Raw genomic sequence first — 19,740 nt, 5'->3', positions numbered from 1 at the left:
GGGCACCTCGGCTCGCGGAGTTCCGGCGCCCACGCAGCTCCCCGCGTCTCGGGGCAACCTCAGTCACCCATGCCGAGTCCAGGCAGGTCACGATCAAGCAAATTCCATGGTCATGACACCTCGTCAGGGGTGAAGATCTCTTCACACATGCGATCTATCGATGGAGATGTGATGAGGGGCTTACGCATCAGGACGAAGATGGCCGCCTGCGCCACGTCCTTCGCGGCCGTGGTGGCTGTGATGGCAACCGCCGGTCCGGCACATGCGGCAACCTACAACGCCAGCGACAACTGTGATGTCCCGTGGATCAGCTGCTCGTATGGCGATTTGTGGCTGTTCTACAACTCGAAGGACATCGCCATCCAGGATGGCTACTACAAGTCGGCGTTCACGTTGTACTACGGCAACGTGGACGACCACTGGGGTACGAGCCGGTACCAGGGATCGTCACTGACGACCTACCGGTACGTCTTCGGCAACGGCGGCAATGGCAACGGCCAGTACATGAAGAACAACGCGGCGTCCGTGCAGAACTGTGCCCGAGACGACAACTACCGCGTGTACTACAACTCCGGCTACGGCGGCACCTCTCAGTACTTCGCGAAGAACGGCCCCTACGGAGACTGCAACATCACCAACCTGATCTCCGCCCTGAAGAACAACAACGCGTCCTCCCACTTCGCCTGAGAAGGAACCTCCGTGAAGCACATCAAGCGGACAACCGCCGCCTTAGCCTTGACCGCTTCAACCCTCCTGGTCAGTGCCTGTTCCTCCGGGGCGACCCCGGACACCACGGAGAACGCGGCCGACGGCAGACCGGTGGTGAACAAGGAGAACTGGCCCGAGAAGACCCCCACCCGTGGCCTGGCCAAGGATCTGATCCTGCCGCTGGAGGCGTACATGGCCTCCTACGCGGACCAGGTCGCCGTCGAGCAGGCCGCCAGTGATCTTCAGCAGTCCTGTATGAAGGCCTACGGCATCGACCTGACGCTGCCGCGCGCGGGCGCCAACCCGCCTCCCAGTGACAACGATGCCAACATCGAACGCCGTTATGGCATCACCGACCGGGCCGAGGCCGAGAAGTACGGCTACGAACTCCGCCCGGCGCTGCAGGAACACACCCGGCAGACCATGCGTGATCTGTCCGGTGTCGAGGTCGAGATCCTGACCGGCCACACCAAGCCCGAACCACCCAAGGCGCCCGACGCGTTCACGGCGGGAGAACCGGTCGCCGCCCCGATCCAGGACACGAAGCCGGCTCGGGCGGAGTACAACGGGAAGAAGTTGAAGACGGGTGGCTGCGTCGGCTGGTCCAGGGAGCAGCTCGGCGTGAAGAACGCCGACCCGACCTTCGTGGCGCAGCTCGCCGGCGACAGCCTGGAACAGTCCCTGAAGGACGACAAGGTCATCAAGGCCGTCGCCGCGTGGTCGTCATGCATGGACGGCAAGGGACACGCGAACCTCGCCGATCCGTACAAGGCCATGGACCAGGGGGTCACCAACGACGGGAAGCCGACTGAGGAGTCCGTCACGCTGGCGGTCGACGACATCGACTGCAAGAAGCAGACGGACCTGGTGAAGATCTGGTTCGGCGTGGAGTCCGCGATCCAGAACAAGCAGATCGCCGACAACAAGAGCCGGCTGACCGGCATCAAGGATCAGCACGGCAAGGAAGTCGCCGCCGCGCGCCGGCAGATGACGGCTTCCACCCGGTGAAGACGCGTGCCGGAGTGCCCGGACCGTGGATGGTCCGGGCACTGTGTCTGATGGCGGCGGGTGTGCCGGCCGCCGGGTGTACGGGCGGCGCCGCCGACGGGGCACCCGCGTCGCAGCGGCCGGTGACTCCGAGCGCTGAGCACAGCAGTCCGCACGTGCGTCCATCGCCTGTGCCTTCGGTGCACTCCGAAGGCCGTACACGTGTCCTGGAGTACGGAGACCTGGTCGTTCGTGCCACGCCGGAAAGCAGCGGTGTGCGTACCGAGGTCGAGGTGGCCAATACCTACGAACGGGATACCACGTATTCGGTCCGGATCAGCGTCGCTGACGGTGAGGGCTGGACCGCGTACAACCGGTTCTGGCTTCAGGATGTCCCTCCGGGCGGAACCGGCCGGGATGCCGCGGTGATCGGCTCGGAAGACATGGGTCCGGTACCGCGGGTTCCGAAGATTTACGTCGACGAGTTCACTCCCGTCGTCGACCGGAATTAACGCATGGTCCACCGCATTCAGCGGAGACCTCGCCGTCGCCGCCGTGGCAGCAGACAACGGTCGGGGCGTCGCAGACCCGGGTGACATCACCCGGGCCGTCTTCGGCGCCCGCTGACTGGATGAACAACGACGGCATCCTCCCCCGGCACTTCGTGCAGACAAGGAAAGCCCGTGCGCGTCCTCAAGCCAACGACCGCCGCAGCAGCTGTCATGCTCGCGGCAATCTCTCTCGCTGCGTGCTCGTCGTCCGGACGCTCCGGCCCGGCGAAGGATCAGACCCCGGTCGACCGGAGCAACTGGCCGGCGGCGACCCCTGCTTCAGGACTGGTCAAAGGCTTGGAGCTGCCGCTCGAGGCCTATATGTCCTCGTACGCGGATCAGGTCACCGTGGACACCGCGCTGCGCACCCTTCAGACGCGGTGCATGGCCGAGTACGGGCTCACGGTCGACCTGCCACGCCCCGGTGTGAACCCGCCGCCGCACAGCAACGCCATGTCCATCGAGGCCCGTTACGGCATCACCGACCGCCCCCGGGCGGAGAAGTACGGGTACGGGCTGCCGAAGGAGCTGACCCGGAGCACCGAACCGGTCGACAAGGGGCTTTCGGGGGTGGAGGTCGAGGTGCTGACCGGGCGGACAAAGCCCGAGTTCCTTCCGCCCGAGGGCGCCGAGGGCGGCGGGTCGTACTTCACCGGTGCGGACTCCGAACCCGCCCGCGCCGAGTACCAGGGCAAGAAGCTGCACGAGGGTGGCTGCGCCGGATGGTCGAAGCGACAGCTCAAGTTGAACGAGTCGGACGCGGGCCATGTCTCACAGCTCGCCTCGGCAAGCCTCTCCGAGTCCCGGTCGCGCAAGCCGGTCAAGAAGGCCATCACGGACTGGTCGGCCTGCATGAAGAAGCAGGGACGATCCGCCGCGGACCCCTACAGGGCCATGGAGCAGGGCTACGCCAACGGCGACGGCGCCACGGAAGACGCGATCGAGCTCGCGCTGGACGACATCGACTGCAAGGAGCGGACCCGGCTGATCGAGGTCTGGTTCAAGGAGGAGTCGGCAATCCAGAAACGGCTGATCAAGGAGAACAAACACCAGCTCGCCGCGGTCAAGACGCGCATGAGCGAGGTCCTCGCAGCCGCCAAGGCTGTCAAGTAACCCGAGAGGGATGAAGTTGAGACAGAGACGTATGCGCCTGCGCGTGCCGCTCACCCTCGCGGTGGCCACCGTGCTGGTGATGCCGCTGAGCCTGCCCGCGCAGGCCGAGGAACCAAAGCCGCCCAAGGGCGCGGCGCAGGGCTGGAATGATGCCGCACAGGAGCGGAAGAAGCTCTCCCCGAAGCCTTCCGCGATCCCCGCCAAGGACCGCGCCGGCCTGCTCGGCGGGGACTACGCGAAATCCGCCGACACGGCCGTCACCACGAGCGGCGACGGCACCGGCTTCCACCTCCTTGCGGGCAAGGAGAAAGACGGCTACCAACTGCGCACGATAGCAAGCCTGTTAGAGGACGGTTTCGCCTCGGACACCTGGATCGGCAACCACTGCGTCACCGAGTCCGGCAAGTACGCGGCCGTCTCGTATGCGCCGCGTATGTTCACCAACAAGCCCGAGCTGATGGTGCGCGGTGCGTTCACCGCAGTGGTCGATCTTCAGTCGGGTAAGGTCACCAAGCTGCCGTTCCAGTCGTCGCTCGCCTACTTCTCGCCCGGCTGCGGCCAGGGTGACAAGGCGGTGTTCACCCAGCTCAGCCACGACGGTGACAAGAAGCAGCGGACCCGCCTGATCACCGTCGACGCGGCAACCGGCAAGGAGTCCAAGCCGGTCACGCTCGCAGGCGCGGTCACCTCGGCCATCCCCACGGACGCGGGCATCGTCGCCGCGCACGGCAACAAGCTGGTACGGATCAACGGCACGGCCGAGAAGACACTGGCGTCCACAACGACGGTGCCGTTCGAGATCACCGCCGACGCCGATGGCGGCATCACCTTCATCGACCGCGAGCTGGACAAGAAGGCGTCCAAGACGCCGACCGGCTGGGCCAAGCACCTCGACCGCGCCAAGATCGAGAAGGGCCGGAAGACCGAGCCCGTCACCGTTGTGTCCGGCAAGCTCGAAGCCTGGGACCTGACCCGCTCGGCGCGCGGCGAAGTGTTCGTCACGGGTGCCGCCACGTCCAGAACGTTGCCCAAGCGGGTGCACAACCCAGGCGGACTCCCCAAGGGCGCGGCGATCTCCACCCACGCCCGGACAGCCCTGACCACCACGTGGTCCGACGGGAAGACCACCCTGGTCAACCCGGAGGACGCCGCCAAACCCCGCCCCGCGCGCACTGTCCTGCGCATGCTGGAGTCCGGCAGGTCCGTGACCCTCGATCTGCGTCCCGGCACCAACCGCGTGGGCGACGCGGCCCAGGGGCGTGTCCTGTCGCCCGCCCTGCCCACCGGCGGCCCGGTCGAGTCCGGCCCGGACACCGGCAAGCACAGCGCGGACGGCCCGTCCCCGCAGACCGTCAGCACCCGGGCCCTCACCGCACGGTCCGACAACCCCAGCGAAGGCACCGGGGAACGCTACTGCGCGGTGGCCCGTAACGATGTGAAGAAGCAGGCATTCCAGCCCACCCCGCGCCAGGTCGAGTGGGCCGTGGACCAGGCCGTCGTCGGCGAGCTGAACTTCTACCGCGAGGGGAACTGGAAGAACACCGGGACCGGTGGCTACCAGCCTCAGGGCCTCTTCCCGCCGACCGTGCTCGCCGGTGACCCCAACGGCACCCTCGACAACGAGGACCCCGATGTCACCGACAAGTGGCACATTCCCGCGCAGGTGATGCTCGGCATCACCGCGCAGGAGTCCAACATGTGGCAGGCCCCCCGCTTTGCCGTGCCCGGTGTCACCGCCAACTCCCTCATCGGCAACTACTACGGTGTCGACTACGCCGCCGACGGTGAACAGCTCGACCCCTGGCGGATCAACTGGGCGGACGCCGACTGCGGTTACGGCATCACCCAGGCCACCGACGGTATGCGCCTCGCGGGCAAGACCAAGCCCGGCGAGACCGCCCTGCCGGCCCTCGCGCAGGAAGCCGTCGCCCTGGACTACACGGCGAACATCGCCGCCGGTGTGCGGATCCTGTCGGAGAAGTGGAACCAGACCCACAACGCCGGCATGACGATCAACGGCGGCCACCCCAAGTGGATCGAGAACTGGTTCTTCGCCCTGTGGGCATACAACTCCGGCTTCTACGACACCGCCGACTCACACGGCCACTGGGGCGTCGGCTGGACCAACAACCCGGCCAACCCGCTGTGGAAGGCCAACCGCGTCCCGTTCCTGCAGAGCGCGTCCGACCCCTCCGGTGACGACTACAGCCATGCCGCGCACCCGCAGGACTGGCCGTACCAGGAGAAAGTGATCGGCTGGGCGGCCCGCCCGATCTCGGCGATGTTCGCGCCCGGCGACTTCCAGGCCGGCTACCGCGCCGCGTGGTGGACCACCAACGCGGACCGATCCAACGCCAAGCCGCCGGTTGACCTGTTCTGCAACGGGTCGAACTACTGCGACCCGTCCAAGATCGGCGACAACGACTCCAACGACCAGGGCATGGGCGCCTGCACCGCCGACTCGGGCGACAGCGACACCAACCCGCACTGGTTGCACTGCTGGTGGCACGAGGAGATCACCAAGGACCAGTGGAAGGACTGTGAACGCCTCGCCGAGTGCGGAAACGGCGTGCACCGCTTCACCACGTCCTACGGCGAGCAGCCGGACGCCGGCTCATACCCGCCGAACTGCTCCATCGGGTCCCTGCCCGCCCAGACCTTGGTGGTCGACGACCTGCCCGACGGCACCATCCCCGCGGGAGTCGACACCAGCCGCGGCTGCGGAGCGGTGAAGTCGAGCGGCACGTTCAGCCTCAGCTACGTGCCGTGGGACACCCAGATGGATCTCACCCACGACGGGACGGACAACCCGACCACCGTCACCACGTATCCGGGGAAGATCGACACGCACCAGATCGGCGCCGGCTACGGCAACCACTTCTGGTTCACCCACACCCGCTCGCCGGAGTCCTACCCGGGCAACGCCGACCGGATGAGGGTCACCGGCACGTGGAAGCTGAACGCTCCGCTGACCAACACCACACGCCAGGCGAAGGTCTTCGCGCACATCCCCGACCACGGGGCGCAGACCTCCAAGGCCGTCTACCGGATCCAGACCCCTGCCGGGGAAGAGGAAGTGGCCATCTCGCAGACGGCGAACGAGTCCAACAAGTGGGTGGACCTGGGCGCCTACGATTTCGGTGACCAGATCCCCGAGGTGCGGCTCCACAACTTCAACGGCGGCAGCGGAAGCGCGGACATCGCCTTCGACGCGCTGGCGTTCGTCCCGGGCACGTACAACGGCCTGAAGATGACCGGCAGCATGACGGCCGACCCGACCGCACCGGACCCGGCCCCGGTCGAGCCCGGCGAGGACATCACCGACGGCCTCTTCCCCAATGTCGGCGGGTTCTCGGCCGGAACCGCCACGGCGTCGCCGATGGCGACGACCATGAGCACCGCGTCGTGCTCGACGGTGTCCCTTTCCATCACCCGCAAGCGCACCAACAGCTGTCTCCACGACGAGCTCTGGGTGAATCACTACACGGACGGCAGACCGGACGGAAACGCGTCCTTCGACTACTACAACACGATCTACCTCGACCCGGCGAGTGATGAGTTCTCCCAGGTCACCACGGTCCGGCTGAAGTCGATGAGCGGTGTGATGAACACGGTGAACCTGGACTACCAGGCCCTGTGCCGCGGGTACTGCAACATCACCGGCGTCAACTGGGACGGATCGAAGATCTTCAAGAAGGGCGATACGATCCAGCGGACCGTCACCACGCGGTTCACGTGGACGCCCAGTGGCGCCACCAAGAACACGATCACCCCGTACTGGTTCTTCGGCGGTACGGCCAACGCCACTCCGATCGCGAATCCGCTCAAAGTCGAGAAGGCCAAGCTGGACATCCGCTGCGACAGCGAAGTCCCCAACGCCGGCACCGGCTGCGTGTTCTCCGGCTACGACCCGACGTACGTCATGAACTCCAAGAAGTTCCCGGGGGCCGCCGCACACATCGACATGATGTGGCGCAAGACCAATATCGACTGGGGCAAGCGCAACGGTGGCAAGCCGCTCACCTATCTGGGCAACAAGATGTCCGTCGACGGCTCCGGCAAGATCCAGTCGGACCGCAACCGGCAGCTCATCTGCGGCAGGCAGTGGAAGACCTACAAGGACACCGGTCTGTTCAGTGACATGTGGACCCTGGACGCGGGGGCGGCACGTACCGACTCGAAGAGCTGTGACGAGTTCGCCTTCGCCAACTCCTTCCAGAGCGCCGGAAACTCCAGGGGCCCCAACCCCGTCACGTACAGCGGCAAGGAATGCGTGCAGACCTATGTCAGGCGCAACGCCGACGACACCATGACGCTGCACCTGCGTCCTGATGCCCCGGCGCCGACCTGGAAGGAGCCCTGCGGCCGGTCCTCGATGTCGAACTGGCAGAACACCCAGTCGATGCGGCCGTTCGGCGACTTCATCAAGGAGCAGCGCTTGATGGAGGACGACGACTACTGGCTCGACCTGGCAGGATTCACCGCGCCCACACCGTAACCGGGCAATGAGGAAAGGAGTGTCCCCCGGGACAACCGGGGGGCACTCCGGTCTCATGACCAGACGAGTCGTCCTTCGGCGATCGAGCAGGTCGGATGGTTTCCCTCGGCGATGTTCGTGAGCGTTTCCGCCACGGAGTCGAAATAGTGAGCCAGTGACGCGTACTCGCCCGTGGTCGTGCTCTCACCCACGAACCACCTGCCGATACGGCCGTCCCGCGCGTCGATGAACTTTCCTGTCCAGCCGTCCTGGTCCGACAGGAACGGGATCCACTCATTGCGCCAGAACGGATTGCCCGGCTGATCCGGAGGGTTGACCCCACCGGGCATGGAGTGGTTCGCGTAGAGCTTCTCCATCGCCCGGATGCCCAGGAAGAACATCCCCTCGTCCGGGAACCCGGCGAAACCGCAACATGCCACATCGTCGTCCACGTCTTCCGCGGGAAGATCCAGATTGTTCTGCAACAGCCACGTCCGCAGTTCGCGGGGAAGCGGGATGCCCATCCGTTCCTCGGCGGCCGCGAGCATCCGTTCAGTGGCCGGCCCGGGCAGATCCGCATGATCGGCCGGGGCGTGCTCCTGAAGAAGACTCATCACACGGGACCAGCTCTCCACCACGCCCATTCCCCACGCCCCTCTCTGTGCGAACACCCTCTACGGCACTTGGGTTCACACTCTCATTCCGAGCTTCTGCTCTCAGCCGAGGGGCGGCCGGGGGCCGGACGGCCGGACCTCTGCATAGACTCATACAGATTCGTGGTTCGTGAATGGCTCACGCCGAGGGCGCGGGCCCGACGGCGGGGAGGCCCGATGCCCGGGACCGGCACCGGTGGGGCGGACGGCGGCGGGAACGCGGCCGGTGACGGGAGCGCGGCCGGCGCCGCGGCCCGGCTGCAGAAGCTGTTCGAGGGGCACCGGCTGACCCCCACGCAGCGCCGGATCGCGCACTGCATGGTGCGGCGGGCCGCCGACGCACCCTTCCTGTCCAGCGTGGAGCTGGCCGAACTCGCCGGGGTCAGCCAGCCCTCCGTCACCCGCTTCGCGGTCGCCCTGGGCTTCGACGGCTATCCGGCGCTGCGCCGGCACCTGCGGGACGTACCGGTCGCCGAGCGCACCCCCGCCGGGGGCACGCACAACGCGTACCAGCAGGCCGTGTACGCGGAGATCGAGAACCTCCGCCATCTGGCGTCGCTGCTCGCCGAGCCGAAGCCGGTGGAACACGCGGGACGGCTGCTGGCCGCCTCGCGCCCGCTCCCGGTGCTCGGGCTGCGCGCGGCTTCCGCGCAGGCGCGCGGCTTCGCCTACTTCGCGGCCAAGGTGCACCCGGACGTCCGGCTGTTCGACGAGGGCGGCACGATGCTCGCCGACCGCATCGACGCCGCCCGGCGCGCGGGCGCGAGCGCGTTGCTCTGTTTCGCGCTGCCGCGCCATCCGCGCGAGGTGACCGAGGCGCTCGACCACGCGCGCTCGGCCGGGCTGACCGTCGTGACCGTCGCCGACAGCGCCTTCGCGCCCGTCGCCCGCCACTCGGACCTGCTGCTGCCCGCGGCCGTCGGCACCGGGCTGGCGTTCGACACGGCCTGTGCGCCGATGATGCTCGGCCGGGTCCTGCTGGAGGCGATGTGCGACGGACTGCCGGACGCGCAGGCCCGGCTGGAGGAGTTCGACGCCCGGGCCGCCGCCCGCGGGTTGTTCGCCGAGTAGCCGACGGCCCGTCCGGCGGCCGTCCCGCGCCCGTGGGGTGGCGCCCGTACCCCGGCTCTGCCCGAGGGCGCCGGAGCCGGGCAGGGGTGCGGTTTCCTTATCCGTTTTTCATGCGTCCTCACTAGAATTCGCCCTTACCGAAACCGCATTCGAGGTGACATCGAGCGACAAGGAGGCCCGCAGTGGGGCGCGAAGCGGCGACGACACTGGCGCGCGTGGCGGTGATGGTGCGTGTACCCGCGGCGTGGATGGGGTGGACGGGGCTGGTGACCGCGGCGCTGGGGGCCGCCGTCCCCGTGAGTCTGCTGGGGCGGCGGATCGGGCTGCTGACGGGAGCGGCGCTGCTGCTGCTCGCCGGGGCGGCCGCGTTCGCCGCGCGGCGCGGACGCTACCGGGAGCTGGCGGAGGGCGCCGCGCGCGCCGGGCGGCGGGATTTCCTGCAGGACCGCGCGGTGACCGCCCGGATCTGGCGCCGCGAACACCGCTGGTGGCTGTGGGCGGCCGCCGCCGCGGCCCTCGGCTCGTCCTTCGCGGCGCCGGCGGCGGGCGGGATGCTGCTCGCCGGGGCCGGCGCCGGGCTGTGGGCCAAGTCCGTGTGGCTCGGCCGCTGGGAGCGGCGGCACGAGACGCTGCTGTGGGTCCGCCCGGAGTGGGCCCGGCGCGGTCCGGCGGGCAAGGACGTCCGGGGCTACCGCACGACCGGGGTCGCCGCGGGCGACGCCGCGCCGGGCGGCGGGAAGCGCAAGGCGGTACCGGCCGCGGGACGCCCCGCACCGGCGGCCGGCCCCCGCAAGCGCACCGCGGCGGCGGTCTGACGGCGGTCTGACGGCGGTCCGGCGCCGGGCGGCGGAGCCGGCGCCGGGCGGCGGTGCGGCCGGAAGGGCGCGTGATCCGGGCCCACACCGGGGTCGGCGCCGTCAGCCCCGCGCCGTCAGTCCTGTCAGCGCGCCGGGCCGGTCGCCGCCGCTCTCGGCCACGATCTCGTCGAGTGTCTGCGCCGGGCGCACGAGAGCGAAGCGCACGTCCGAGGGCGTGCACAGGAAACCGTGGACGGCGGGCCGGGGCAGGCTGTTGTACGCGAAGTGGTGGGAGAAGTAGTACGCGCCGGTGTCGAGCAGGGCGGCCAGGTCACCGCTCTCCAGCCGCGGCAGCGGACGCCCGCGTGCCACCAGGTCGCCGGCGAAGCAGCACGGGCCCGCGATGTCCTGTTCGACCGCCGGCCCGGTCTTCGGCCGCCCCTCGGCGTCGAACGCGGCGACCCGGAGGGGCCAGGAGTCGGGCGCGAAGACCGTGCGGGTGGCGAGCTGGGCGCCGGCGTGGGTGACCGCGATCGGCCGTCCGGCGGCCGTCTTGGCGTACTCCACCCGGGCCAGGACGGTGCCGTGCTTGGCGAGCAGCGAACGGCCGAACTCGGTGACCAGCCCGTACCGTCCGTCGAAGAGGCCGGGTACGGCGTGCCGCAGGGCGTGCGCGTACTCCCGGTGGGTCGGGTGTTCGCGGTCCGAGGCGAAGTTGACGGAGAGGCCGCCGCCGATGTCCAGGGTGGTCACCTGCCGCTGCCCGGCGGTGTCGTTGATCTCCTCCGCCAGCTCGTAGATCTCCCGCACCCCCCGGGCCATCAGCTCCGGCGGGATGCCCTGCGAGCCGACGTGGGCGTGCAGGCGCGTCAGCCACGGACGGTCGAGGAACGCGCGGACGAGCCAGGCGCGCGCCCCCTCGTCGCGGAGCGGGACGCCGAACTTGGAGGTCTCCGTGGCGGTGGACAGCGCCTCGATGCTGCCGCCGCCGATCTGCGGGTTCACCCGCAGCCCGAGAGGCGAGGAGACCGGGGCCTCATGGACCAGGGCGTCGATGCGGGCCAGTTCCTCCGCGTTGTCGGCGTTGACGGCGACCCCGAGCGTCAGGGCCTCGCGCAGCTCCGCGGCCGACTTGGCGGGCGAGTCGAGGACGATCCGCGAGGGCGGCACCCCGGCAGCGCGGGCGAGCGCCAGCTCGCCGGGGCTCGCCACCTCGCAGCCCAGGCCCTCGTCGGCGAGCAGCGCCAGCACGGGCACCAGCGAGGCGGCCTTGACGGCGAAGGCGTGCAGCACCGGGGTGCCGGGCGCGGTGACCTCCTCGAAGGCGGCGCGCAGCGCGGCGGCCGAGGCCCGGATGCCGGCCACGTCCAGCAGCCCGACGACGGGGTGCGCAGGGCCGACCAGCCCCTGCCGGACGGCGGCGCGCACGGCCCGGTCCCGGCGGGCCGCCAACCCGGCGGCCGCCTGCTCGGCAGCGGCCACCCGCTCAGCAGAGGATGCCTGCCCGGCAGGGGCCGCCCGCCCGGCGGGGGCCCGCCCGGCGCGGCCCGGTGTTCCACCGGGTGGGGCGGCGTCCGCCGGGCCTTGCGGCTCGTCGTGCGGTGGCTGTCCGTACGGCTCGGCGCCCGCCGCCGTCCCGGTGGTGTCCCTGGAGGTCATGCCACCACTCCACCACCCGCGGCCGCCCCGTGCCCAGCACCGGCCCGGGCGGCGGGCGGCCGGCGCGGCGGTGGACGCAGGGGCGTGTGCGGGCGCGCGCTCCGGCCCCGCGCGACGGAGCGGCTCCGTCCGTGGCCGTCGCTCACCCGCGGGGCCTCCGCCGGATGCGCACCCGCTGTTGACTACTTATATTCATGCCGTGAGTATGTGAATGAATCAATCCAGTCGGGGTGGAAGCCCAGCAGGGAGGCAGGCCCATGGCGGGACCACGACCCGTGCGCGCACCGCGCGGTACGGAGCTGAGCGCCCGGGGATGGCCGCAGGAGGCCGCCCTGCGGATGCTGCGGAACAACCTCGACCCGGAGGTCGCCGAGCATCCGGACCGGCTGGTCGTCTACGGCGGCACCGGCAAGGCGGCCCGCGACTGGGGCTCGTTCGACGCCATGGTCCGCACGCTGCGCACGCTGGAGCGGGACGAGACGATGCTCGTCCAGTCCGGCCGCCCCGTCGGCGTGATGCGCACCCACGAGTGGGCCCCGCGCGTGCTGATCGCCAACAGCAACCTCGTGGGCGACTGGGCCAACTGGGAGGAGTTCCGCCGCCTGGAGGCCCTCGGCCTCACCATGTACGGCCAGATGACGGCCGGTTCCTGGATCTACATCGGCACCCAGGGCATCCTCCAGGGCACCTACGAGACCTTCGCCGCCGTCGCCGCGAAGCTCGCCGCCCGGGGGCGGGGCGACGGCAGCCTCACCGGCACCATCACCCTGACCGCCGGCCTCGGCGGGATGGGCGGCGCCCAGCCGCTCGCCGTCACCATGAACGGCGGCGTCGCCCTCTGCGTCGACTGCGACCCCCGCGCCATCGAACGCCGGATCGAGCACGGCTATCTCGACGTCCGGGCCGACAGTTTCGAACACGCCCTCCGGCTCGCCGTCGAGGCCCGCGACCGGCGCGCGCCGCTCTCCGTCGGCCTGCTCGGCAACGCCGCCGAGGTGCTGCCCCGGATGCTCGCCGAGAGCGCGCCCGTCGACATCGTCACGGACCAGACCAGCGCCCACGACCCGCTCAGCTACCTCCCGCTCGGCGTGGACTTCGACGACATGGCCGCGTACGCCGCCGAGAAGCCGGCCGACTTCACCGCCCGTGCCCGGGAGTCCATGGCCCGGCACGTCGAGGCCATGGTCGGTTTCCAGGACGCGGGCGCCGAGGTGTTCGACTACGGCAACTCCATCCGCGGCGAGGCGCGACTCGCCGGATACGGCCGGGCGTTCGACTTCCCCGGCTTCGTCCCCGCCTACATCCGCCCGCTCTTCGCCGAGGGGAAGGGGCCCTTCCGCTGGGCCGCCCTCTCCGGCGACCCCCGCGACATCGCGGCCACCGACCGCGCCGTGCTCGACCTCTTCCCGGAGAACGAGTCCCTGGCCCGCTGGATCCGCCTCGCCGGGGAGCGCGTGCGCTTCCAGGGCCTGCCCGCCCGGATCTGCTGGCTCGGCTACGGCGAGCGCGACAAGGCGGGGGAGCGCTTCAACGCCATGGTGGCCTCGGGCGAGCTGGCCGCCCCGGTCGTCATCGGCCGCGACCACCTCGACTGCGGCTCCGTCGCCTCCCCGTACCGCGAGACCGAGGCCATGCGCGACGGCTCCGACGCCATCGCCGACTGGCCGCTGCTCAACGCCATGGTCAATGTGGCCTCCGGCGCCTCCTGGGTCTCGATCCACCACGGCGGCGGCGTCGGCATGGGCCGCTCCCTGCACGCCGGGCAGGTCACCGTGGCCGACGGCACCGCACTGGCCGGCGAGAAGATCCGCCGGGTCCTCACCAACGACCCCGGCATGGGCGTCATCCGCCACGTCGACGCCGGGTACGAGCGCGCGGAGGAGGTCGCCGCCGAGCGCGGTGTCCGCATCCCGATGCGGGAAGGGGAGGAGGAGCGGTGACGGCCGCCACCGGCACTGCCCGCTGGACCCGCGGCGCGTCCTTCCTCCAGATGTGGCGGGAGCTCGCCCCCGTCGGCCGCCACTCCACCACCGGCGGCTACCGCCGGCACGCCTGGACGGCCGCCGACGCCGACTGCCGCGCCTGGTTCGCCGGGCAGGCGCGCGCCCGCGGCCTCGTCTGCGAGACCGACCGCAACGGCAACCAGTGGGCCTGGCTCGGCGCCGCCTCGCCCGCGGACGTCGAGCCCGGCGGCGCCGTCGTCACCGGCTCGCACCTGGACTCCGTACCGGACGGCGGCGCGTTCGACGGGCCGCTCGGCATCGTCTCCGCCTTCGCCGCCCTGGACGAACTCCTCGCCCGCGGCGCCCGCCCCGCCAGGCCACTGGCGGTCGCCAACTTCGCCGACGAGGAGGGCGCCCGCTTCGGCCTGGCCTGCGCCGGCTCCCGTCTCACCACGGGCCGGCTGACCCCCTCGGCGGCCCGGGAACTCCGCGACGCCGACGGCACCACGCTCGCGCTGGCCATGGAACGGGCCGGCCACGACCCGGAGGGCATCGGCCCGGACCCCGAACGCCTGTCCCGTATCGGCGCGTTCGTGGAACTCCACATCGAACAGGGCCGCACCCTGGCCCGCACCGGCGAGGCCGTCGGCGTGGCCTCCGCGATCTGGCCGCACGGCCGGTGGCGCTTCGACTTCCGCGGCGAGGCCAACCACGCGGGCACCACCCTCCTCGCCGACCGGCGCGACCCGATGCTCACCTACGCCCACACGGTGCTCGCCGCCCGCGAACAGGCCGCGCGCGCGGGGGCGCTGGCCACCTTCGGCAAGACCGCCGTCGAACCGAACGGCGTCAACGCCATCGCCTCCCTGGTGCGCGGCTGGCTGGACTCCCGCGCCGCCGACGAGGAGACCCTCGCGGGCGTCGTCACCGCGATCGAACGCGCGGCCGCCGAGCGCGCGGAACGGGACGGCGTGACGGTCCGCGTCACCCGCGAATCGTTCACCCCCGTCGTCGAGTTCGAGCACGCGCTGCGCGACCGGGTCGCCGCCCTCCTCGGCGGTGCCCGCCTGCTGCCCACCGGCGCGGGACACGACGCCGGCATCCTCTCCGCCGACGTCCCGGCCGCCATGCTGTTCGTACGGAACCCCACCGGCGTCTCGCACTCGCCGGCCGAGGCGGCGGACGAGGACGACTGCCTGGCCGGCGTCACCGCGCTCGCCGACGTACTGGAAGGACTGGCGTGCCGCTGACCTACTGGGCGGAGTACGCCTGGCTCGACGGCACCGTCGAACCGGGCGTCACCATCACGGCGGGCCCGGACGGGCGCATCGCCGCGGTCGGGCGCGGCAGCGGTACGCCGGGCGCCCCCGGCCCGTCCGGCGCCCCCGGTCCCTCCGGTCCTGCCGGTCCTGCCGGTCCTGCCGGTCCTGCCGGTCCTGCCGGTCCCGCCGGTCCCCCCGGTCCTGCCGGTCCCTCCGGCACCGCAGGCGCTCCGCAGCCGCCGCCCGGGGCCGTGATCCTGCGCGGGCTGACCCTCCCCGGCCTGGCCAACGCCCACTCGCACGCCTTCCACCGTGCCCTGCGCGGCCGGGCCCAGTCCGGCCCCGGACCGGCGGACGGCTCCGGTGAGGGCGGGGCGCCGCGCTCCTTCTGGGCCTGGCGCGAGGTCATGTACCGGGCCGCCGCCCGCCTCACACCCGACAGCTACCACGCGCTCGCCCGCGCCGTGTACGCCGAGATGGCCCTGGCCGGCATCACCTGCGCCGGGGAGTTCCACTACCTCCACCACGCCCCCGGCGGCACCCGCTACGCCGAGCCCAACGCCATGGGCGAGGCCCTGATCGCCGCCGCGGCCGAGGCGGGCATCCGCCTCACCCTCCTCGACACCGCCTACCTGGCCGCGGGCTTCCCCGAGGACACCGGCGGCGCGGGCCGCACCGGCAAGCCCCTCGAAGGTCCCCAACTGCGCTTCGGCGACGGCACCGCCGAGGCGTGGGCCGAACGCGCCGCAGCCCTCAAGCCCGCGGAGCACGCCCGGATCGGGGCGGCGGTCCACTCCGTGCGCGCCGTCCCGGCCGCGCAGCTGCCCGTGGTCGCCGCCTGGGCCCGGGAGCGCGGCGCGCCGCTCCACGTCCACCTCTCCGAACAGACGGCCGAGAACGATGCCTGCCGCCGCGCGCACGGCCGCGCCCCCGCCCGGCTCCTCGCCGACCATGGTGTCCTCGGCCCGGACACCACCGCCGTCCACGCCACCCATCTCACCGCCGGCGACATCGGCCTGCTCGGCGGCAGTCGTACGGGTGTGTGCATGTGCCCCACCACGGAGCGCGATCTGGCCGACGGCATCGGACCGGCGGCCCGCCTGCGCGACGCGGGCAGCCCGCTCTCCCTCGGCAGTGACAGCCACGCGGTCGTCGACCTGCTGGAGGAGGCCCGGGCGATGGAACTCGACGAACGCCTCAACTCCCGCACCCGCGGCCACTGGACGGCCGCGCAACTGCTGCGCGCCGCCACCGCCGACGGCCACACCGCCCTGGGCTGGCCCGAAGCCGGCCGCATCGAGCCGGGAGCGCTCGCCGATCTCACCACCATCGCCCTGGACACGGTGCGCACGGCCGGCCCGCCACCGCGGCTGGCCGCCGAGGCGGCGGTCTTCGCCGCCACGGCCGCGGACGTCCGCCACACCGTCGTCGGCGGCCGCGAGATCGTCCGCGACGGCGTCCACCTGCTCGTGGAGGACGTACCGCGGGCGCTGGCGCAGTCCGTCAGCGCGCTGCTGGACGGGGACGACCGATGACGGCCGAGTGCCCCGGCGGTCCCCCGGAGAAGAAGCACCGGGCGGACCGCCCAGCACTGTCCCACGGCGCCGTCCCCGGCCCGTCCCGATGGCGCCGGAACCGCGCGCCGTCGGCGGTCCGGACGCCCGCCCGGGCGGCGGAGGCGGCACGAACCCGAGGACAGCGCGGACGGCACGGACGGCGCGGGCAGCACGGACCGTGCGGCCCCGGCTCGCGCGGCCCCGGATCGCGGCCGGTGGCCACGCCCCAGGGGCACCGGGCCGTCCTGGGGCGTCATCCGGCGGCCACCGCGCGACGCGGCATCAGCCCCGCACCGGCACGAACAGAGGAGACAGCGTGAGCGGGACCGGAACGGGAAGCGGAACCGCCGGAGCGGACAACCCCCGGGGACCGAGGGAACCGCGGGACGCCTCTGCGCGGGCCGGCGCCCCGCAGGACCCGGCGCCGTCCACCGCCCCGAACGGCACAGCCCCGGCGGGCAGCGCCGCCGGCACCCGCAGCACCGCCGTCACCGGCATCGCCGTGCTCGTCACCAACGACCCCGCCCTCGGCGAGGGCCCGCTCGGACTGCTGCGCGACGCCGCCGTCGTCCTCGACGGCGACCGCGTCGCCTGGGCCGGCCCCTCCCACCGGGCACCCGCCGCGGACACCCGCGTGGACGCCGCCGGCCGCGCCGTGATCCCCGGCTTCGTGGACTCCCACTCCCATCTGGTGTTCGACGGCGACCGCACCGAGGAGTTCAACGCCCGCATGTCCGGCCGCCCTTACGCCGCCGGAGGCATCCGCACCACCGTCGCCGCCACCCGCGCCGCGACCGACGAACGCCTGCACGCCAACGTCGCCCGCTACGTCGCCGAAGCCCTCCGCCAGGGCACCACCGTCATCGAGACCAAGTCCGGCTACGGGCTGACCACCGGCGAGGAGGCCCGCGCGCTGCGGATCGCCGCCGCCCACACCGACGAGGTCACCTTCCTCGGCGCGCACATCGTGCCCCCGGAATACGCGGACGACCCCGCCGGATACGTCGGCCTCGTCACCGGGCCGATGCTCGACGCCTGCGCGCCGCACGCCCGCTGGATCGACGTCTTCTGTGAGCGGGGCGCCTTCGACGGCGACCAGGCCCGCGCGGTCCTCACCGCCGGCGCCGCCCGCGGCCTCGTCCCCCGCGTCCACGCCAACCAGCTCTCCTACGGCCCCGGGGTGCGCCTCGCCGTCGAACTGGGGGCCGCCTCCGCCGACCACTGCACCCACCTCACCGACGAGGACGTGGACGCCCTCGCGCAGGGGGAGACGGTGGCGGCCCTGCTGCCCGGAGCGGAGTTCTCCACCCGCGCCGCCTGGCCGGACGCGCGCCGGCTGCTGGACGCGGGCGCCACCGTCGCGCTCTCCACGGACTGCAACCCCGGTTCCTCCTTCACCAGTTCGATGCCGTTCTGCATCGCCCTGGCCGTCCGGGACATGGGCATGACCCCCGACGAGGCACTGTGGGCGGCGACGGCCGGCGGTGCCGCGGCGCTGCGCCGCACCGACGTCGGCCGGATCGCTCCGGGCGCGCGGGCCGACCTGGTGCTGCTGGACGCGCCGTCACCGGTGCATCTCGCGTACCGGCCGGGCGTCCCGCTGGTCTCCGCGGTCTGGCGGCGCGGCGAGCGGGTGCACTGATCCGCGCGGCCGCCGGGGGCGCGCTCCGCGGCGCCCGGCCGCGTACCGGCGGCGCCCCCGGCGTCCGTACCCGCTCGGGGCACGCCGCGCCCCGGCATGCCGAAGGGCCCGGCCCCCGGACGGGGGCGGGCCCTTCACGGCGGGGGCGGCGCGCGGCCGGAGAACCCGGCGGCCGCCGGATCACTCCTCGATCATCAGTCCCTTGCGGAGCCGGCTCAGGGTGCGCGACAGCAGCCGGGAGACGTGCATCTGCGAGATGCCCAGCTCCTCGCCGATCTCGGACTGCGTCATGTTGGCCGTGAACCGCAGGGAGAGGATCTGCCGGTCGCGCGCCGGGAGCTCGGCGATCAGCGGCTTGAGCGACTCGATGTACTCGATGCCCTCGATGCCGTGGTCCTCGTAGCCGATGCGGTCGGCCAGGGTGCCCTCGGTGTCGTCCTCCTCGGGCTGGGCGTCCAGCGAGCTCGCGGTGTAGGCGTTGCTCGCGGCCATGCCCTCGACGACTTCGTCGTTGCTGAGGTCCAGCCGCTCGGCGAGTTCACCGATCGTGGGCGCCCGGTCCAGCTGCTGCGCCAGCTCGTCGCCCGCCTTGGCCAGGTCCAGCCGCAGCTCCTGCAGCCGCCTCGGCACCCGTACGGACCAGCTGGTGTCGCGGAAGAAGCGCTTGATCTCGCCGATGATCGTCGGCATCGCGAAGGTGGGGAACTCCACACCGCGGCTCAGCTCGAAGCGGTCGATCGCCTTGATCAGGCCGATGGTGCCGACCTGGACGATGTCCTCCATCGGCTCGCTGCGGGTGCGGAACCGCCCCGCCGCGAACTTCACCAGGGCCAGATTGAGCTCGACGAGCGTGTTCCGGACGTACGCGTGCTCGTGGGTGCCCTCCTCCAGGCCCTCCAGCCGCGCGAACAGCGTCCTGGACAGGGCCCGCGCGTCCAGCGGCTCCACCGACTCGTACGCCGAGGACGGAAGCGCGGAGAATCCTGGCTGTCCGGGGAGTCCGGGCAGGGCAGCCCCGGGGGCCGGCGGGGCGGGGGTGGCCGAGGACCCGTCGGCGGACTCCGCGCCGGTCACCGCCGACGTCGCGAACGCCGCGATCCCGGAGGTCTCGTACACGGAGCCGTACGCCGGGGAGTCGTACTCGGTGTGCGCTTCGTCGAGCTGGGGTGACATGGTTCCTCCGTCATCTCTCGGCATATGGCTGCCGAAGCCGATCTCTTCCTGCGTGTGCGGCGCCTCCGAGCCGACCGTGGGCGTACCTGACCCTTCTAGCCCTACCCGGTTCCATGGGACCAAAGCAAGGACATATTGTCCGCATGTG

Annotated in this window: 14 protein-coding genes; 11 read left to right on the top strand and 3 right to left on the bottom strand. The window is 71.7% G+C overall.

Going from position 1 to position 19,740, the window contains the following annotated elements:
* Positions 1-171: 171 nt before the first annotated feature.
* The 5 genes from IF83_RS0111615 to IF83_RS0111595 all read left to right on the top strand — a co-directional run bounded on the left by IF83_RS0111615 (position 172) and on the right by IF83_RS0111595 (position 7,857).
* Positions 172-687 carry a hypothetical protein gene (locus IF83_RS0111615; RefSeq protein WP_158711032.1) on the top strand — a complete coding sequence of 172 codons (516 nt, stop codon included), beginning with the start codon at positions 172-174 and terminating at the stop codon, positions 685-687.
* A 48-nt stretch (positions 688-735) separates the two neighbouring features.
* The gene (locus IF83_RS0111610; RefSeq protein WP_244177002.1) at positions 736-1,716 is read left to right on the top strand and encodes a hypothetical protein; all 981 of its coding nucleotides are present in this window, start codon (positions 736-738) and stop codon (positions 1,714-1,716) included.
* A gap of 254 nt (positions 1,717-1,970) precedes the next feature.
* Positions 1,971-2,207: a hypothetical protein gene (locus tag IF83_RS0111605; protein ID WP_030544031.1), complete on the top strand. Its 237-nt coding sequence runs from the start codon at positions 1,971-1,973 to the stop codon at positions 2,205-2,207.
* A gap of 336 nt (positions 2,208-2,543) precedes the next feature.
* Positions 2,544-3,359, top strand: a complete 816-nt coding sequence (locus IF83_RS0111600; protein ID WP_244177000.1) for a hypothetical protein — start codon at positions 2,544-2,546, stop codon at positions 3,357-3,359.
* Positions 3,360-3,390: 31 nt separating this feature from the next.
* Positions 3,391-7,857: a hypothetical protein gene (locus tag IF83_RS0111595; RefSeq protein WP_030544029.1), complete on the top strand. Its 4,467-nt coding sequence runs from the start codon at positions 3,391-3,393 to the stop codon at positions 7,855-7,857.
* A gap of 53 nt (positions 7,858-7,910) precedes the next feature.
* Here the strand turns inward: IF83_RS0111595 and IF83_RS0111590 are convergent, their stop codons facing one another.
* Positions 7,911-8,480, bottom strand: coding sequence for an SMI1/KNR4 family protein (locus tag IF83_RS0111590; RefSeq protein ID WP_030544028.1), 570 nt, complete (start codon positions 8,478-8,480; stop codon positions 7,911-7,913).
* Between the two features lie 186 nt (positions 8,481-8,666).
* On the opposite strand from IF83_RS0111590, the gene IF83_RS0111585 reads away from it, so the two are divergent.
* Positions 8,667-9,560 (top strand): MurR/RpiR family transcriptional regulator, encoded by an 894-nt coding sequence (locus IF83_RS0111585; protein ID WP_078843385.1) that lies wholly within the window; start codon positions 8,667-8,669, stop codon positions 9,558-9,560.
* A 224-nt stretch (positions 9,561-9,784) separates the two neighbouring features.
* Positions 9,785-10,375: a hypothetical protein gene (locus IF83_RS0111580; RefSeq protein ID WP_051722689.1), complete on the top strand. Its 591-nt coding sequence runs from the start codon at positions 9,785-9,787 to the stop codon at positions 10,373-10,375.
* A gap of 102 nt (positions 10,376-10,477) precedes the next feature.
* Here the strand turns inward: IF83_RS0111580 and IF83_RS0111575 are convergent, their stop codons facing one another.
* Positions 10,478-12,016, bottom strand: a complete 1,539-nt coding sequence (locus tag IF83_RS0111575; protein WP_078843384.1) for a type III PLP-dependent enzyme domain-containing protein — start codon at positions 12,014-12,016, stop codon at positions 10,478-10,480.
* 257 nt (positions 12,017-12,273) lie between these two features.
* On the opposite strand from IF83_RS0111575, the gene hutU reads away from it, so the two are divergent.
* The 4 genes from hutU to hutI all read left to right on the top strand — a co-directional run bounded on the left by hutU (position 12,274) and on the right by hutI (position 18,419).
* Complete coding sequence (hutU, locus tag IF83_RS0111570) at positions 12,274-13,956, top strand: urocanate hydratase (protein ID WP_030544024.1); 1,683 nt, start codon at positions 12,274-12,276, stop codon at positions 13,954-13,956.
* 50 nt (positions 13,957-14,006) lie between these two features.
* Entirely contained in the window at positions 14,007-15,209 is a 1,203-nt protein-coding gene (locus IF83_RS0111565) for an allantoate amidohydrolase (protein ID WP_030544023.1), read from the top strand.
* Positions 15,200-16,756 (top strand): formimidoylglutamate deiminase, encoded by a 1,557-nt coding sequence (locus tag IF83_RS0111560; RefSeq protein ID WP_037679667.1) that lies wholly within the window; start codon positions 15,200-15,202, stop codon positions 16,754-16,756. The genes IF83_RS0111565 and IF83_RS0111560 overlap by 10 nt, the downstream gene beginning before the upstream one ends.
* A gap of 517 nt (positions 16,757-17,273) precedes the next feature.
* Positions 17,274-18,419 carry an imidazolonepropionase gene (gene hutI, locus IF83_RS0111555; RefSeq protein WP_030544021.1) on the top strand — a complete coding sequence of 382 codons (1,146 nt, stop codon included), beginning with the start codon at positions 17,274-17,276 and terminating at the stop codon, positions 18,417-18,419.
* Between the two features lie 180 nt (positions 18,420-18,599).
* On the opposite strand, the gene IF83_RS0111550 is transcribed toward hutI, so the two are convergent.
* Complete coding sequence (locus IF83_RS0111550; protein ID WP_030544020.1) at positions 18,600-19,592, bottom strand: RNA polymerase sigma factor SigF; 993 nt, start codon at positions 19,590-19,592, stop codon at positions 18,600-18,602.
* Positions 19,593-19,740 lie beyond the last annotated feature (148 nt).

The organism is Streptomyces albus subsp. albus (assembly GCF_000719865.1).
Lineage (GTDB): Bacteria > Actinomycetota > Actinomycetes > Streptomycetales > Streptomycetaceae > Streptomyces > Streptomyces albus_E.
Note: the sequence above shows the minus strand (reverse complement) of the source record. Positions and strands in the feature narration are given on the sequence as shown.